This window comes from Streptomyces sp. SA15 (genome assembly GCF_002291145.1).
Taxonomy (GTDB): domain Bacteria; phylum Actinomycetota; class Actinomycetes; order Streptomycetales; family Streptomycetaceae; genus Streptomyces.
Genome location: NZ_NTGE01000014.1, coordinates 132,706 through 148,543, shown reverse-complemented (window position 1 = coordinate 148,543; position 15,838 = coordinate 132,706). Strand labels below are relative to the sequence as shown.

Below are 15,838 nucleotides of genomic sequence, written 5' to 3'. Positions count from 1 at the left end.
AACCTGCCCGCCACCCGCCCGAACACCGACTCCAACTCAGCGGCCCAGCAACTGACTTCAGCCATCCCCTCCATACCAAAACAACGACAACCACCAGCTCAGGACACGAACCGCTGCTGGAGTACTAATCGAATGACCACAGAACGCCATCGACCAGCCTGTGGATAACTCCGGGGCTGTCGGTCCTGGCCCCTATCGTGGAGGCAGTGGTCGAGGGACGACGTACGGGGGACATGACGATGGGTGGGATGGGCGGTATCAGGGAGATGCCAGGGACGATCGAGAGCGAGGCGCTGGCCACACTGCACCGCGTCTTCGGGTACGAGACCTTCCGCGATGCGCAGGAAGAGGTCATCGAGCATGTGGTGGCCGGCGGGGACGCCGTCGTCCTCATGCCGACCGGCGGGGGCAAGTCGCTGTGCTACCAGATCCCCTCCCTGGTCAGACCCGGTACGGGGATCGTGGTCTCGCCGCTGATCGCCCTGATGCAGGACCAGGTGGACGCCCTGCGGGCGCTCGGCGTGCGCGCCGGGTTCATGAACTCCACGCAGGACTTCGACGAACGTCGGACGGTGGAGGCCGAGTACCTGGCCGGCGAGCTGGACCTGCTCTATCTGGCGCCGGAGCGGCTGCGGCTCGACTCGACGCTGGATCTCCTCTCGCGCGGCAAGATCGCGGTCTTCGCCATCGACGAGGCGCACTGCGTGTCCCAGTGGGGCCACGACTTCCGCCCCGACTATCTGGCGCTGTCGCTTCTCGGCGAGCGCTGGCCGGACGTGCCGCGGATCGCGCTGACGGCGACGGCCACGCGTGCGACGCACGAGGAGATCACCCAGCGGCTGCACATGCCTCAGGCCCGCCATTTCGTGGCCAGCTTCGACCGGCCCAACATCCAGTACCGGATCGTGCCGAAGGCCGACCCGAAGAAGCAGCTGCTGGGCTTCCTGCGCGAGGAGCACGCGGGTGACGCGGGCATCGTGTACTGCCTCTCGCGCAAGTCGGTGGACTCGACGGCGGAGTTCCTCTCGCGCAACGGCATCGAGGCGGTGCCGTACCACGCCGGCCTGGACGCGGGGACCCGCGCGGCCCACCAGTCCCGGTTCCTGCGGGAGGACGGTCTGGTAGTGGTGGCGACCATCGCCTTCGGCATGGGCATCGACAAGCCGGACGTCCGCTTCGTCGCCCACCTCGACCTGCCCAAGTCGGTGGAGGGCTACTACCAGGAGACGGGCCGCGCCGGCCGGGACGGACTGCCGTCGACGGCATGGATGGCATACGGGCTGAACGACGTCATACAGCAGCGCAAGCTGATCCAGTTGGGCGAGGGCGACGAGGCGTTCCGTAGGCGGGCCGCGGCTCACCTGGATTCGATGCTGGCGCTGTGCGAGACGGCCCAGTGCCGGCGTGGGCAGCTCCTCGCCTACTTCGGCCAGGACCCCGCCCCGGCGGGCTGCGGCAACTGCGACACCTGTCTCACCCCGCCGGAGACCTGGGACGGCACGATCGCGGCGCAGAAGGTGCTGTCGACGGTGGTGCGGTTGCAGCGGGAGCGGGGGCAGAAGTTCGGTGCGGTGCAGATCGTCGACATCCTGCTGGGGAAGCGGACGGCCAAGGTGATCCAGTTCGATCACGATCAGTTGTCCGTGTTCGGTATTGGCGAGGAGCTGACCGAGGGCGAGTGGCGTGGTGTCGTACGGCAGTTGCTGGCGCAGGGACTGCTCGCGGTCGAGGGGGAGTACGGCACGTTGGTGCTGACGGAGGCGAGTGGGTCGGTGCTGCGGCGGGAGCGGGAGGTGCCGCTGCGGAAGGAGCCGAAGAAGGCGGTGACCTCGCGGTCGGCCGGGTCCTCCGGAAAGGGTGAGCGCAAGGCCAAGACGGCCGTGGCCGAGCTGCCCGAGGCATTGCTTCCCGCCTTCGATGCGTTGCGGGCCTGGCGGGCCGAGCAGGCGCGGGAGCAGGGGGTACCGGCGTATGTCATCTTCCATGACGCGACGCTGCGGGAGATCGTGACGGTTTGGCCGACGTCGGTTTCCCAACTGGGCGGTGTCAGCGGGGTGGGGGAGAAGAAGCTGGCGACTTACGGTGAAGGCGTGATCGGGGTGTTGGCCGGGCTGGGCGGGTCGTCGGGTGCGGTTTCGGCTGATCCCGGCACCGGGTCGGACGACTGGCCAGAGATGGATGCGGAGCCGGGGCCGGAGCCGGACGACGGCTGGATATAGGTGCCATTGGCTGATGCGCGCCTGGTGCTGGTGCTGGTGCTGGGCGGGGGTGGGTCGCGCGGCCCGGCGCTGTCGGGGTGCCGCCTTCTGTGGGTCGGGAGCCGCCCATGCAGGTCCCCCCAGTGCCTTAAGGAACCCTTAAGGCACTGGGGGAGGCACGACTGCCCGCAGCCTGACGGCGTCGGCTGGCCGCAGCTGGGCGCGTGCGCGTGCCCGCGGCTGGCCAGGGCGGCTGAGCAGGTACGACTTGTCCCAGGTGGGCGGTGCGACTGCCTGCGGCTGGGCTGGTGCGGCTGCCTGCGGCCTCACGGCTGGGCTGGTGCGGCTGCCCGCAGCTTCACGGCTAGGCGGGGCAGCGGTCGGCCCGCCGCCTGACGGCCGGGCGCGCCTGACGGTCGGGCGCGCCTGACGGTCGGGCGCGCCTGACGGTCGGGCGGCGGCGATGCGCACCGCCTCACGGCGTCGGCTGCCCGCCGCGGATCGTGGCGGTCGTGGTTACGACAGCGCCGTGAGGCCCGGTGCGAAGGTGATCAGTAGGGGCAGGAGCGGGATCAGCGCTGCCACCGTCGTCGTCAGGGCTCGGTGCCTGCGGCCCAGGCGGGGGCGGGGTTCCAGGAGGCGGTCGACGCGTTCGCCCAGGAGGCGGTGGGTCGAGGCGCAGGAGAGGACGCCTCGGTGTTGGTTCAGTTCGATCAGGGCCAACGCCGTGGTCAGGTGGCCGCAGCGGCGGGAGGCCGTGTCGTCGGCGGCGAGTTCGACCAGGCGGTGGGTCTGGTCGCAGAAATGGGCGAAGAGCGGGATACGGGGGAAGCCGGTGGCCAGGGCAGTGGAGAGGTGGAGCAGCCAGTCGTGGCGAGCGCGGGCGTGGCCGCGTTCATGGGTGAGGACCGCGTCGAGTTGGTGGTCGGTGAGGCGGTGCAGGGCGCCGGTGGTGACGATCAGCTGCGGCGGGTTGCCGGGCATCCACCAGGCGTCGGGGTACTCGTCCTCCAGCACCAGCAGGGGCCCGCGCGCGGCGGGCAGGCCGGCCGGCAGGTCGGGGGCGCGTTCGCGCAGGTGGGCGCGGGCCTGGCCACGGCGTCGGCGTGCCTCGACGAGCTCACGGGCGAGCATCGCGGTCGTCCAGGCGGCCCCGCAGGCCAGCAACAGGGTGAGGCCGGCGGCCCAGATCGGGGCGGCGGAGAGGTCGTACGCGGCGGTCACGCCCGGCGGCGCCGGGGCAAAGACGTGGTCGCGGACGGTGTGGAAGACGGCCGCGGTGCCCAGCACGAGGGCCGTCAGACAGCACAGCAGGACGGTGGCGACCAGGCACTGCCACACCCACAGCGCGACCACGGGATCCCGTTCGGGCCACGCGGCCCGGGTCAGCGCGCGCGGGACCGGCACGGCGGCCGTCAGGGCGACGGCGCTCAGCAGGAGCAGGCAGACAGTCATGCCACGGGCTCCGGATCCTGGTCGGAAGAAGGGCGACTACGGGTGCAAGGGGTGCACGGGCGTGCACAGGTGGGGTGGTGCGGGGCGGCGGGTCCGTCGCCGTACCGCGCGGTGCCGCCCGCCCCCAGTATGACGGCGGCGGGCGGCACACGGCAGGTGTCGGAAGCCGGCCAGTGTGGTGCGTGGTGACGTGGGTGTTAGTACCGGCCAGAGTTTCGGTGCTTCGACTGGGGCTGGGTGAACGGCTGTTCAGCCCGGTGGGCCCCAGCCCTCATCCCGACCTCATCCCGCCACCACCCGCCCCCTGACCTCGCCCAACCCGACTCGGGCCCCGTCCGGCCCCGGGGCCCAGGCCGACAGCGTCACCTCGTCGCCGTCCTCCAGGAACGTCCGCTTGCCGTCGGGGAGTTCGAGTGGGTCGCGGCCGTTCCAGGTCAGTTCGAGGAGCGAACCGCGTTCCCGTTCCGTCGGGCCGCTCACCGTGCCGGAGCCGTACAGGTCGCCGGTGCGCAGGGAGGCGCCGTTGACGGTCATGTGGGCGAGTTGCTGGGCGGCGGTCCAGTACATGGTGGAGAAGGGGGGCTCGGACACGACATGGCCGTTGATGGCCACCGAGATGCGCAGGTCGTAGCCGCCGGGTTCTTCCTCGGCGTCGTCCAGGTACGGCAGCAGTTCATGCGTCCGCGACGGCGGAGTCACCCGCGCCTCCTCCAGGGCGTCCAGCGGGGTGATCCACGCGGAGACGGACGTGGCGAAGGACTTGCCGAGGAAGGGGCCGAGGGGGACGTACTCCCAGGCCTGGATGTCGCGGGCGGACCAGTCGTTGAGGAGGCAGAGGCCGAAGACGTGGTCGTGGAAGTCGGTGAGTGGCACCGGATTCCCCATCGCCGAGGGGGTCCCGACCACGAAGCCGACCTCGGCCTCGATGTCCAGGCGGACGGAAGGCCCGAAGACGGGCGCCGGGTCGGAAGCGGCCTTCCGCTGCCCCGACGGCCGTACGACGTCCGTGCCCGAGACCACCACGGTGCCGGAGCGGCCGTGGTAACCGATCGGAAGGTGCTTCCAGTTGGGGGTCAGGGAGTCGGCCGCGTCCGGGCGGAAGATCTGGCCGACGTTCCGGGCGTGGTTCTCGGAGGCGTAGAAGTCGACGTAGTCCGCGACCTCGAAGGGGAGGTGCAGGGTGACGGCGGAGAGAGGGTGGAAGAGGGGCTCGATGGTCTGCCGGTGGGAGGGGACCGTCACCCATGCGGTCAGTGCGCGCCGTACGTCGGACCAGGCGGTGCGGCCCGCGGCGAGGAGCGGGTTCAGGGAGGGTCGCGCGAGCAGGGAGACGTACGGGGAGCCGAGGGCGGCCGCCGCCGCGCCCGCGTCGAGGACGTGGTCGCCGAGCCGGACGCCGACCCGCCGCTCGACGGGACCGCCGGAGCCGGCCGATCCGGTGGGATCGGTGGATCCGGGGAGGGAGAAGACCCCGTACGGAAGGTTGTGCGGGCCGAAGGGGTCGCCCTCGGGGACATCGAAGGGGGGCATGGGTGCTGCCTCACTCTCGCGCATACCGTGCGTTCCATGTGGTCGGGCCACACGTTACGGCTGAGTTGCCTGTCTTGGGCAGAGTTCCCCGGCGGCGCACGGCTGAGTGCGGCCCGGGCGTTCCGCGGGACGGACGCGGGGCACGCAGTCGGCGGGGGTCCGCGTCGGCGAACGTCCGTTCACGCCTCCTCGGCCGCCCGCTGCCAGGTCAGGAAGTCCTCGATCAGTTCGGGCGGGTTGGCCGCCTCGGTGGCCTCGATCTCCCATCCGGGGCAGTCCATGTCGAAGACCACGACCGGCAGGGGGCGGCCGAAGAGGTTCTCGATACGACCGCTGTCGTGCAGATGGCGCGCGAGGCCGACGCAGTGGTCGGCGAAGTGGAGGTTGAGGAGGTCGCGCTGGGCGTCGATCACGTCGTCCGCCCCCACCTCCGCACCGCCCACCTCCGCACCCACCTCCGCGTCTTCGACGTCGTACCAGAGGCCGAGCCGTTTGATCTCCTCGACGTACAGCGGGCCGCCGACCGGGTCCTCGGGGACGTTGCCGAGGGTCTCGAAACCGTCGAGGAGCCAGCAGGCGTAGTTCCAGCGGGCCTCGCCGGGGTCCTCCGGGCACCTCTCCCGCTCGTACTGGCTCTCGGTGTTGTAACCGATGGCGACGTACGGGCGGCGGTCGTCGTAATCGATGCGCCAGATGTTGAAAGAGAGGGCGTAGATCTCGGGTCTCGACGCCTCGGGGAAGCGTTCCAGGATGCCGGCGGCGGCCTCCCGCAGATGCGCCTGAAGAAGTCCCGGAGATTCTTCCGGCCGGTCTGTCACAACAGCTGCCCCCGCTCCGTCAGTGCAGTGAAAGCGAAAGTGAAAGCGAAAACGAAGCGCCAGCTTCTCACTCACCTGCTCAGCACTGACACAGGAGGCATCACCATGCAGGCTCGGATGAAGAACCCGGCGTACGTCCTTCCCGGCGCCGTGAAGGGCATCGGCACCCTCATCCAGGGGATCGGCGAGGGAGGCCTGTCGCAGGAGGTGGCGGAGATCGTCGGGTTGCGTACCAGCCAGATCAACGGATGCAGCGCCTGCGTGCACGGCCACGTCGTGAACCTGCGCAAGGCCGGTGCGAGCGAGGAGCGCATCGCGTCCGTCGCCGCCTGGCGGGAGGCCCCCTACTTCTCCGACGCCGAGCGGGCCGCGCTGCAGCTGACCGAGTCGGTCACCCGCCTTGCGGACCGTTCGCACGAGTCCGTACCGGACGCGCTGTGGGACGAGATCGCCGACCACTTCGACGAGAAGGAAGTGTCGGCGCTCATCCTCACTATCGCCCTCACCAACATGTTCAACCGCATCAACACCACCATCAGGGAGCCGGCGGGGACGACCTGGGGGTGACCGCCGGGCGCTCATCTCCCTCCGCTGGCTCTGTCTTCGGCCGTGAGCCTCAGGGGCAGCCGTCGGTGGCGCGGAGGTGGGCGATCTCGGCGGCCAGGGGACAGGACGTCACCGCCCCCGCTCGGCCTTGGCGTCCCCCAGGATTGCGGCCAGACGCTTCCTGTACGGTGCCTGCCTTAACTGGTCTTGAACCCGCGGCCTTGCTCTTCGGCGGAGAGCAGATCCCAGGGCATCAGGGCCGTGATGCCCTGGGATGCGGGCACATAGGCCAAGTGCACCACCGAGCGGCCGTCATGGTCCCGGCACAGAATCCAGTGGGCCACATCCACCTCGCCGAGGCGGATGGCGGATGCACGGAGCAGGCGGTCGAGTTGGGGCATGTAGCCCCCGGGCATCAGTTCCCGGATCCGGGCCGGCTCGACGAGGTCCAGCAGGGTAACGAGCACGCCCACCTGCCCGAACTGCTGGGTACGGCAGGTGATCTGCCCGTCCGGCGACGGGTAGGCATCGGCGTTGAGCACGAAGTCGAGCACCGGTGGGCTGGTCATCTCACGGTAGGCGACACCCGTCATGAGGCCGGGCTGGTCCTTAACCACACGGTCGAGGTGGCGGATGATCAACTCCCGCGCCCACCCATGGCGTGCGCTCGCGGGGCCGGGCGGCTCAAGTGTTCGCGTTTGCACGTCTATGACCATCCCGCCCTCGAAGGCGATCGAGGTGTCCATGCCCTGTTCTGGGACGTGCTTGTAGTACCACCACTCCGTGTCGGGCAGGCGCATGCCTCGCCCTGTGCGTGGTCGTCCTCCGAGCCGTGCACGCAGTCGGGCCAGGGGCCCCTCGCGGCTCGTGATCCCTCCCCAAGGGCGGCCTCCCAGGACTTCGTCGATGGTCATCCGCTTCAGGGGCGGGCCCAGGAGATCAAGGACCTGTTGGGAGGTCATCCCCCGCTCAACCTCAGCCATGATGAGCTCCTTTGGTCCCGTTCGGTCCCGTTCGGTCCTCTCGCCACAAGGACAGCGTCGACCGTACGGCCCTCCCTGCGGGACCCCTCCCGAGCCGCATCACGGCGACGAGTCATGCTGCTCAGGAAGACAGGCGCCCGTTGTCCGTTGCGTACGACACGAAGTGCGCCCACGTGGAAGGGGTGACGTGGAAGCGGGGGCCCGCGGGGATCTTGGAGTCGCGGATGTGGATGGTGTCCGGGGTGGTTGCTGTCTCGACACAGCTGTCGCCGTCGGTACCGTCGCTGTAGCTGGGCACTGGATGGTCCCTTCGTTGAGGTCTGTGCCTCCACGATCCCGTCGCCCGCCCGGCCCCACGAGGGAGCCGACTGCCGCATCCCTGGTGTAGCCCGCTACACCAGGGGGCGTCGGCTCCCAGCCGCGCGACCAGGTACTACGACCGGTACCGGCCCAACGTCCTCAACCCCGGCAGCGCCTTGTCCTCGAAGTCGAACAGCGCGAGGTTCTCCCAGGCGTTGCCCGACGTCGGGTCGGCCGGGTCCCAGCCGCTGCCGGTGCGGTAGGTCCACACGCCTTCCCAGTAGCAGTGGCCCAGGCCCTGGCCGTCCGGCACGGCGGCGGCGAGGTCGGCCACCGCGCGCAGCCACGCCGCCTGGCCCTCGGGTGTGGCGGGATAGCCGGGCGTGAGCTGCGAGGGGCTGTTCATGATGTCGTTGATGTCGTCCTCGCTCTCCAGCGTGAACGGGTACGCGGTCTCGGCGATCACGCACGGCTTGCCGTAACGGGCCGTGATGTCGGCCATGTTGGCGGCGGCCTGCTCCACCGTGCCGTGCCAGAAGGGGTAGTAGGAGAGGCCGATGATGTCGAAGTCGACACCGTAGGAAACCGCGTTGTCGAACCACCACCGGTACAGCCCGTTGTCGCCGCCGTTGGCCAGGTGGAGGATCGTGCGGATGCGTGGGGTGGTGTCGCGGGCCGCGCGCAGGCCTGCCTTGAGGAAGGCGGCGAGGTTGTCCCAGTGCTCCCAGTTGCCCTCGGGCCAGATCATGCCGCCGTTGAGCTCGTTGCCGATCTGCACCAGGTCGGCCGGGGTGCCCTGACGCCGGAGTGCGCCGAGGACGTCGGCGGTGTGGTCGTAGACGGCCCGGGTCAGGCCCGCCACGTCCAGGTCGGCCCAGGCGGCCGGCTTGGTCTGGTGCGCCGGGTCGGCCCACCGGTCGGAGTAGTGGAAGTCGATCCAGATGCCGATGCCGGCCCGCTTCAGGCGGCGGGCCAGCGGGAGTATGCGCTTCTTGTTGTTGTAGCCGTCGACCGGGTCGACCCAGACCTTCAGGCGGGCGTGGGTGATGCCCGCGTGCGCGAGGATGCGGATCGGGTCGTCGCGGCGGCCGTCCGCGCGCCGGTACACGGCACCGTTGTCCTCGTTCTTCGGCAGCGAGGAGATGTCCATGCCGCGGATCTCCAGGCGACGGCGACTGCCCGCCGCCGGGGCGGGGGTGCTCGCGATGGCCGGGGCCGCGCCCAGGACGGGAACCGCCAGTGCGGCGGCTCCGGCAGCGGTGAGAACACTACGTCTGCGCATTTCAGGGTCCCTTCACAGTGAAAGCCACAGAGGAAGAACAAAACGCGTGAAAAAGGGGGAAGGCGCCGCTGGATGAACGCTCAGCGCGGCTCGCGGAACACCTCGACCGCCCCCGCCGGCACCGCCGCCCGACTCCCGTCCGGCAGCACCACCTTCACCTCGGCGTCGGTGTGATTCACGGCCAACCGGAAGACCCCCGACTCGCCCTCCCGTACGACGAGTTCAACGTCGCGCGGAAGATCGGCAAGCGTGACGCCCGCATCCGTGAGCGCGAGATCCACCACCGCCGCCAGATCGGCGCCGGTCAGCCGGGTCGCGAGGTACCAGGCCGCTCCGTCGCCCAGCGCGCGCCGGGTGAGCGCGGGCCGTCCCGCCGTACGGCCGTCGGCGAACACGGCGACCGTCTCGCAGCCGTCGCCGGGGACGACGTACTCGGACCACACATCGGCCCGAAGTTCCCGGCCGTCCGACGTGCCGTCCGGACAGAGGCGCGCCAGGCTGCCCTCTGCCATGCGTACGGTGACGGTCTCGCCCGGCAGCAGCGGGTCGAACTCCTCGACGGTCAGCCCTAGCACGTCCCGCAGCGCGCCCGGGTACGCCCCGGGATGCACGGCGTCGTGCTCGTCGACGATGCCGGAGAAGAAGGAGACCAGCAGGGTGCCGCCGCGTGAGACGTACCTCTCCAGGTCGGCGGTGATGGAGGCGGGCGCCGAGTACAACTGGGGGACGACGAGCAGCGGGTAGCGCGCGGGGTCCAGTCCCGACAGCCCGGCCGGCGGCACGAAGTCGACCGTCAGGTGCCGGTCGTACAGCGCCTCGTAGAACGCGTCGAGCCGCTCCCGCGCGTCCAGATCCTCGCTCGGCCGCCACTGAAGGCCCTGCGCCCACCAGGAGTCCCAGGACCAGACCATGGCGACGTCGGCGCGTGTGCGCGTTCCGCGCAGGTCCGCCAGGTCGGCGACGCGGCGGCCCAGATCGGTGACCTCCCGCCAGACCCGGGTCTGGATCCCCGCATGCGGCAGCATCGACGAGTGGAACTTCTCCGCACCCCGCTGGGACTGCCGCCACTGGAAGAACATCGCGCCCTCGGAGCCGCGGGCGACATGGCCGAGGGAGTTGCGGGCCATCTGACCCGGCGCCTTGGCCGGGTTGCGCGGCTGCCAGTTGATGCCGGACGTGGAGTGTTCGAGCAGCAGCCAGGGGGCGCCGCCCGCGACCGAGCGGGTGAGGTCGGCGGCGAGGGCGAGGTTGACGTGGGTGCGGCGGCCGTCGGTGATCAGGTAGTGGTCGTTGGTGACGAGGTCGACCTCGCGGGCCCACGCCCAGTAGTCGACCGAGGAGCACTGACTCGGCGCGACCATGAAGTTGGTGGTCACGGGCACGCCGGGGGAGAGGCGGTGCAGGATGTCCCGCTCGGCGACGAAGTTGGCGCGTGCCTGGGAGTCCGCGAACCGCTGAAAGTCCAGCTGCTGGGCAGGGTTGCCCACCGTCGGCGTGGCCCGGGGCACCCCGATCTCCTCCCAGTCGCCGTAGAGCTGGCCCCAGAAGGCGGTGCCCCAGGCCTGGTTGAGGGCCCCGAGCGTGCCGTAACGGTCCTGCAGCCAGATCCGGAAGGCGGCGGCGCAGGTGTCGCAGTAGCAGCCGAGGACCGGAGCGCCGTACTCGTTGTGGACGTGCCACAGCACCACGGCCGGATGGCCGCCGTAACGCGAGGCGATCCGCGAAGTGATCTCCGCCGCGGCCGCCCGGTAGTCCGGATTGGAGTGGCAGATCGCCCCACGTGAGCCGAACGCCAGCCGCACGCCCTCCCGGGTCACCGGCAGCGCCTCGGGATGCGCCCGGTAGAACCAGGCGGGCGGTACGACGGTCGGGGTCGCGAGGTCGACGTTGATGCCGGCCTCGTAGAGCATCCCGATGATCCGGTCGAGCCACTCGAAGTCGTACTCGCCGGGCCGCGGTTCGATCCGGGACCAGGCGAAGATGCCGAGCGAGACCAGCGTCACACCGGCCTCGCGCATCAGCCGTACGTCCTCCTCCCACACCTCCTGCGGCCACTGCTCGGGGTTGTAGTCGCCCCCGAAGGCGAGTGGCAGGCGGTCGGGCGGGGCGGCGGAGGGCATGCGGTGGCTCCCGGGGATGGCAATGGTGACGGCGAGGATGACGGCGAGGATGACGGCGAAGATGACGGCGAAGATGACGTCGCTTTCTGTGATCGTGCACAGTACGGGATGCCGCCGACATCCATGAGCAACAAGTAGGTAACCCCAGCCTCCCGCCATTGACAAGGGGCCGAAACAATTCTCTACTGTGCACGATCACAGAGCCGCGCGGCCCTCGCGCACAGCCCCTCGGTCACGTCCGCAGAACCTCCCCCCACGGCGGTTGCCGCGTACGCGGGACGTTGACGAGGTCGGCTCGTTCAAGTCAGGGGAGATGAAGATGTCGATCCACCGCCGCCAGATCAGCAGGCGCAGCATTCTCGCCGGGGCCGCAGCCCTCGGCCTCACCAGCACCCTCGCCGCCTGCGGCGGTTCCGACGACGACTCCGGCGAGAGCAGCGGCCCGGTCAAGCTGACCTACTGGTCGTGGGCGCCCAACATGGAGAAGGTCGCCGCGATCTGGAACAAGAAGAACCCGGACATCACGGTCACCGTCTCGAAGCAGGCCAGCGGCGGTGAGATCGTCTCCAAGCTGATCACCGCGAAGAAGGCCGGCAACGCGCCCGACCTCATCCAGGTCGAGTACCAGTCCCTGCCGACCCTGGTCTCCAACGACGTCCTCGCGGACATCTCGAAGTACGTCGGCGACGCCAAGTCCGAGTTCTCCGAAGGCCTGTGGGAGATGGTCACGCTCGGCACCGACGCCGTCTACGGCGTGCCGCAGGACTCCGCGCCGCTGATGTTCTACTACCGCGAGGACCTGTTCAAGGAGCACGGACTCAGCGTCCCCAAGACGTGGACGGAGTTCGCGGAGGTCGCCCGCGCCGCCAAGAAGGCCGTCCCGGACGCCTACCTGACCACCTTCTCCTCCAACGACCCGGGCCTGTTCGCGGGCCTCGCCCAGCAGGCCGGCGGCAAGTGGTGGACCGTCGACGGCAGCGGCAAGTGGACCGTGGGCATCGACGACGCCGGCACCAAGCAGGTCGCCGAGTTCTGGGGCGGCCTGGTGCAGGAGGGCGTCATCGACAACCAGCCGATGTACACCCCGGCTTGGAACAACGCCCTGAACAAGGGCACCCACCTGGCCTGGGTCTCCGCGGTCTGGGCGCCGGGCGTGCTGATCGCCTCCGCGCCCGACACCCAGGGCAAGTGGCGCATGGCCCCGCTGCCGCAGTGGAAGTCGGGCGACAACGTCACCGGCAGCTGGGGCGGTTCGTCCACAGGTGTCTCCAGCGACTCCAAGCACGCCGAGGCCGCCGCCAAGTTCGTCCGCTGGATCAACACCGACCCGGAGGCGCTGGCCGCCCTGGTGAAGTACCCGGCCGTCTACCCGGCCGCCACGAAGGGCCAGTCCGGCGACATCCTGACGACGCCCGAGTTCTTCTCCAACCAGAAGGACTTCTACGCCACGGCAGCCGAGATCGCCGAGACCACCGCCCCCTCCGCCTGGGGTCCGAACGTCCAGACCGCCTACACCGCCTTCCAGGACGGCTTCGGCAAGGCCACCAAGGCCAAGAAGGAGGCCCAGTTCCTCTCCGCCCTCAGCACCATGCAGTCGAAGACCTTCGACGACATGGACAAGCAGGGCTTCGAGGTGACCGAGGCATGACCAGCACTCCGCTCAAGGGCGCCGACCGTACCGTGGTCGGGCCCTTGGCGGACGGCACCGGCACCGCCAAGTCCGTCCGCCCCAGCCGCGCCCGCCGCCGAGGCGGCAGCGCACCGTACTGGTTCCTGGTGCCGACCCTGGTCCTGTTCGCCGCCTTCACCCTGATTCCCATCGGGTACGCGATCTGGCTCAGCCTGCACAAGGTCAAGGTCAAGGGCATCGGACTCGGCAAGGGCGCCCGAGAAGAGGTCTGGAACGGCTTCGGCAACTACACCGCCGTACTCCACGACTCCGAGTTCGGCCACAGCGTGCTGCGCGCCTTCGGCTACGGCCTCATCGTCATCCCGACCATGCTGGGCCTGGCGCTGGTCTTCGCGCTCATGCTGGACACCCCCAAGGCGCGCAGCGCGCCCTTCGCACGGCTGGCGATCTTCCTGCCGTATGCCGTGCCGAGCATCATCGCCGCCCTGATGTGGGGCTTCCTCTACCTGCCGACCGTCAGCCCCTTCTACTACCTGCTGGACAAGTTCGGCCTCCCGCAGCCGGACCTCTTCAACGGCGGCAACCTCTACCTCTCCTTCGCGAACATCGCGGTCTGGGGCGGCACCGGCTTCAACATGATCGTCATCTACACCGCGCTGAGGGCGATCCCGCAGGAGATCTACGAGGCGGCCCGGATCGACGGGGCGTCCAACCTCAAGATCGCCCTGCGGATCAAGATCCCGATCGTCACGCCCTCGCTGGTGCTCACCTTCTTCTTCTCGGTGATCGCCACCCTGCAGGTCTTCACCGAGCCCATGGCCCTGAAGCCGCTCACGAACAACCTGCAGAGCACGTGGAGCCCGCTGATGGCCATCTACGACAGCGCCTTCCTGAAGTCCGACATCTACGGCGCCTCCGCCACCGCGGTCGTCCTGGCCCTGGCCACGTTCGTCCTCTCCTTCACCCTGCTGCGCATCTCCGACCGCTACACCCGGGAGGACCGGGCATGACCCCCCTCACCCTCACCGCCGACGCCACCGGCAAGGCCGGCCGCGCCCGGCGCACCGCCTGGGTCCCCACCCTCGTGCTGATCCTCGGCGCGCTGTACTGCCTGGTCCCCATCGCCTGGGTGATCATCGCGGCGACCAAGGACCGGTCCGAGCTGTTCTCCACCTTCAGCTTCGCCCCCGGCACCGGCTTCTTCGGCAACCTGAGCGACCTGACCTCCTACCGGGACGGCATCTACTGGCAGTGGATGGCCAACTCCGCCTTCTACGCGGGCCTCGGCGCCATCCTGTCCGCCGCGGTATCGGCCGCCGGCGGCTACGCGCTGGGCCGGTTCGCCTTCCGCGGGCGGGAGTTCATCTTCAAGATGATCCTGGCCGGCGTCCTGGTGCCGAGCATCGTGCTGGCCGTCCCCCAGTACCTGCTGCTGTCGAAGATGGGCATGGCCGACTCGTACTGGTCGATGCTGCTGCCGTCCATCCTCTCCCCGTACGGCGTCTACCTGGTCCGCATCTACGCGGCCGCCTCGGTGCCCGCCGAGCTCATGGAGGCCGCCCGCATGGACGGCGCGAGCGAGTGGCGGATCTTCTCCCGGATCGCGGTGCCGATGATGATGCCGGGCCTGATCACGGTGTTCCTGTTCCAGTTCGTCGCCATCTGGAACAACTTCCTGCTGCCGTACGTGATGCTGGCCGACGACACCAAGTTCCCGCTCACCCTCGGGCTCTACACGCTGCTCGCGCAGGGCGCCTCGCAGCCCGCCCTCTACACCCTGGTCATCACCGGATGTCTGCTGGCGATCGTCCCGCTGATCGCGCTCTTCCTGGTGATCCAGCGCTTCTGGTCCCTGGATCTGCTGAGCGGCTCGATCAAGTCCTGAGCGCACGGCCTCATGTGAACGGCCTCATGTGAAAAGCACCCGCCCCGAACGAGGAACATGACCACCAGCGCGAACGGACGCCGCAAGCCGCCCACCATCCACGACGTGGCGCGGGAGGCGGGCGTGTCGCGGGGCACCGTCTCCCGCTTCCTGAACGGCGGCCACTACGTCTCGCCGGCCGCCCGCCGGGCCGTGGAGGCCGCCATCAGGAAGACGGGATACGTCGTCAACCGGCACGCCCGCAGCCTGAGTACGGGACGTTCGGACTCGGTGGCCTTCTTGTTGACGGAGCCACAGGAGAAGTTCTTCGAGGACCCCAACTTCAACGTGCTGCTGCGCGGCTGCACCGAGCACCTCGCGCAGCACGACGTCCCGCTGCTGCTGATGCTGGCGGCCAGCGACGACGACCGGCGCCGGCTGACCCGCTACATCACTTCGGGTCATGTCGACGGCGTGCTGCTGGTCTCCAGCCACAGCGGCGACCCGGTGGCCGCCGAACTGCGGCACGCCGGCATCCCGTTGGTGGCCTGCGGCAAGCCGCTCGGCCTCGGTTCCAAGGTCAGCTACGTGGCGGCCGCCGACCGCGACGGCGCCCAGGAGATGGTCCGCCATCTGATCGCCGGCGGCCGCCGCCGCATCGGCATGGTCACCGGTCCGCTGGACACGCCGGGCGGCACCGACCGCCTGGCGGGCTACCGCGATGTGCTCATCGAGGCGGGGATGCCCTACGACCCGGCGCTGGTGGTGGAGGGTGACTACCGCCGCGCCGGCGGCGAGCGGGCCGCCCGCCGCCTGCTGGAGCAGGCTCCCGACATGGACGCCGTGTTCGTCGCCTCCGACCTGATGGCGCTGGGCGTCGTCAACACCCTTCAACAGGCCGGACGTTCGGTTCCCGATGACATCGCTGTCGGCGGTTTCGACGACTCACCCGCGGCCACCGCCATCACCCCGGCCCTCACCACCATGCGCCAGCCCTTCGACCGCATCAGCGCCGAGATGGTCCGCATGCTGCTCACCCAGATCGCCGGCGAGGACACGGCCGGGGTGATACTGCCGACGGAACTGGTGGTGCGGGACTCCGCATGAGCGGG

The 15,838-nt window shown here is 69.7% G+C and carries 13 protein-coding genes; 6 read left to right on the top strand and 7 right to left on the bottom strand.

The window, feature by feature from the left end; all coding sequences use genetic code 11:
* The first annotated feature begins 239 nt into the window (after window positions 1–239).
* Window positions 240–2,219, top strand: a complete 1,980-nt coding sequence (recQ, locus tag CLM62_RS02360; protein WP_095748204.1) for a DNA helicase RecQ — start codon at window positions 240–242, stop codon at window positions 2,217–2,219.
* Between the two features lie 495 nt (window positions 2,220–2,714).
* Here recQ and CLM62_RS02355 read toward each other — a convergent pair whose 3' ends face one another.
* From CLM62_RS02355 to CLM62_RS02345, 3 genes are all read right to left on the bottom strand, one after another.
* Window positions 2,715–3,653: a M56 family metallopeptidase gene (locus tag CLM62_RS02355; RefSeq protein WP_095748188.1), complete on the bottom strand. Its 939-nt coding sequence runs from the start codon at window positions 3,651–3,653 to the stop codon at window positions 2,715–2,717.
* A gap of 282 nt (window positions 3,654–3,935) precedes the next feature.
* Entirely contained in the window at window positions 3,936–5,183 is a 1,248-nt protein-coding gene (fahA, locus tag CLM62_RS02350; protein ID WP_095748187.1) for a fumarylacetoacetase, read from the bottom strand.
* 179 nt (window positions 5,184–5,362) lie between these two features.
* The gene (locus tag CLM62_RS02345; RefSeq protein WP_257003620.1) at window positions 5,363–6,001 is read right to left on the bottom strand and encodes a hypothetical protein; all 639 of its coding nucleotides are present in this window, start codon (window positions 5,999–6,001) and stop codon (window positions 5,363–5,365) included.
* 105 nt (window positions 6,002–6,106) lie between these two features.
* Between CLM62_RS02345 and CLM62_RS02340 the strand changes: the two genes are divergently transcribed.
* The gene (locus tag CLM62_RS02340) at window positions 6,107–6,568 is read left to right on the top strand and encodes a carboxymuconolactone decarboxylase family protein (RefSeq protein ID WP_095748186.1); all 462 of its coding nucleotides are present in this window, start codon (window positions 6,107–6,109) and stop codon (window positions 6,566–6,568) included.
* Between the two features lie 176 nt (window positions 6,569–6,744).
* On the opposite strand, the gene CLM62_RS02335 is transcribed toward CLM62_RS02340, so the two are convergent.
* From CLM62_RS02335 to CLM62_RS02320, 4 genes are all read right to left on the bottom strand, one after another.
* Window positions 6,745–7,347: a hypothetical protein gene (locus CLM62_RS02335; RefSeq protein WP_095748185.1), complete on the bottom strand. Its 603-nt coding sequence runs from the start codon at window positions 7,345–7,347 to the stop codon at window positions 6,745–6,747.
* A 304-nt stretch (window positions 7,348–7,651) separates the two neighbouring features.
* Window positions 7,652–7,828, bottom strand: coding sequence for a DUF397 domain-containing protein (locus CLM62_RS02330; RefSeq protein ID WP_095748184.1), 177 nt, complete (start codon window positions 7,826–7,828; stop codon window positions 7,652–7,654).
* Between the two features lie 135 nt (window positions 7,829–7,963).
* Complete coding sequence (locus tag CLM62_RS02325; protein WP_095748183.1) at window positions 7,964–9,112, bottom strand: arabinogalactan endo-1,4-beta-galactosidase; 1,149 nt, start codon at window positions 9,110–9,112, stop codon at window positions 7,964–7,966.
* An 80-nt stretch (window positions 9,113–9,192) separates the two neighbouring features.
* On the bottom strand, window positions 9,193–11,232 hold the full coding sequence (locus tag CLM62_RS02320; RefSeq protein WP_095748182.1) for a beta-galactosidase: 2,040 nt from the start codon (window positions 11,230–11,232) through the stop codon (window positions 9,193–9,195).
* 313 nt (window positions 11,233–11,545) lie between these two features.
* On the opposite strand from CLM62_RS02320, the gene CLM62_RS02315 reads away from it, so the two are divergent.
* From CLM62_RS02315 to CLM62_RS02300, 4 genes are read left to right on the top strand one after another with little or no spacing between them, the layout of a single operon-like run.
* Window positions 11,546–12,880, top strand: coding sequence for an ABC transporter substrate-binding protein (locus tag CLM62_RS02315; RefSeq protein WP_095748181.1), 1,335 nt, complete (start codon window positions 11,546–11,548; stop codon window positions 12,878–12,880).
* Window positions 12,877–13,872: a carbohydrate ABC transporter permease gene (locus CLM62_RS02310; RefSeq protein ID WP_095748180.1), complete on the top strand. Its 996-nt coding sequence runs from the start codon at window positions 12,877–12,879 to the stop codon at window positions 13,870–13,872. Before CLM62_RS02315 ends, CLM62_RS02310 begins: the two co-directional genes overlap by 4 nt.
* Window positions 13,869–14,747 (top strand): carbohydrate ABC transporter permease, encoded by an 879-nt coding sequence (locus CLM62_RS02305; protein WP_095748179.1) that lies wholly within the window; start codon window positions 13,869–13,871, stop codon window positions 14,745–14,747. The genes CLM62_RS02310 and CLM62_RS02305 overlap by 4 nt, the downstream gene beginning before the upstream one ends.
* Window positions 14,748–14,804: 57 nt before the next feature.
* Window positions 14,805–15,833 carry a LacI family DNA-binding transcriptional regulator gene (locus tag CLM62_RS02300; RefSeq protein ID WP_095748178.1) on the top strand — a complete coding sequence of 343 codons (1,029 nt, stop codon included), beginning with the start codon at window positions 14,805–14,807 and terminating at the stop codon, window positions 15,831–15,833.
* Window positions 15,834–15,838 lie beyond the last annotated feature (5 nt).

Coding starts and splice junctions, on each gene's coding strand:
- recQ (WP_095748204.1), top strand. CDS start 240: ATGGGTGGGATGGGCGGTATCAGGGAGATGCCAGGGACGATCGAGAGC.
- CLM62_RS02335 (WP_095748185.1), bottom strand. CDS start 7,347: ATGCGCCTGCCCGACACGGAGTGGTGGTACTACAAGCACGTCCCAGAA.
- CLM62_RS02300 (WP_095748178.1), top strand. CDS start 14,805: ATGACCACCAGCGCGAACGGACGCCGCAAGCCGCCCACCATCCACGAC.
- CLM62_RS02305 (WP_095748179.1), top strand. CDS start 13,869: ATGACCCCCCTCACCCTCACCGCCGACGCCACCGGCAAGGCCGGCCGC.
- fahA (WP_095748187.1), bottom strand. CDS start 5,183: ATGCCCCCCTTCGATGTCCCCGAGGGCGACCCCTTCGGCCCGCACAAC.
- CLM62_RS02340 (WP_095748186.1), top strand. CDS start 6,107: ATGCAGGCTCGGATGAAGAACCCGGCGTACGTCCTTCCCGGCGCCGTG.
- CLM62_RS02355 (WP_095748188.1), bottom strand. CDS start 3,653: ATGACTGTCTGCCTGCTCCTGCTGAGCGCCGTCGCCCTGACGGCCGCC.
- CLM62_RS02310 (WP_095748180.1), top strand. CDS start 12,877: ATGACCAGCACTCCGCTCAAGGGCGCCGACCGTACCGTGGTCGGGCCC.
- CLM62_RS02325 (WP_095748183.1), bottom strand. CDS start 9,112: ATGCGCAGACGTAGTGTTCTCACCGCTGCCGGAGCCGCCGCACTGGCG.
- CLM62_RS02315 (WP_095748181.1), top strand. CDS start 11,546: ATGAAGATGTCGATCCACCGCCGCCAGATCAGCAGGCGCAGCATTCTC.
- CLM62_RS02320 (WP_095748182.1), bottom strand. CDS start 11,232: ATGCCCTCCGCCGCCCCGCCCGACCGCCTGCCACTCGCCTTCGGGGGC.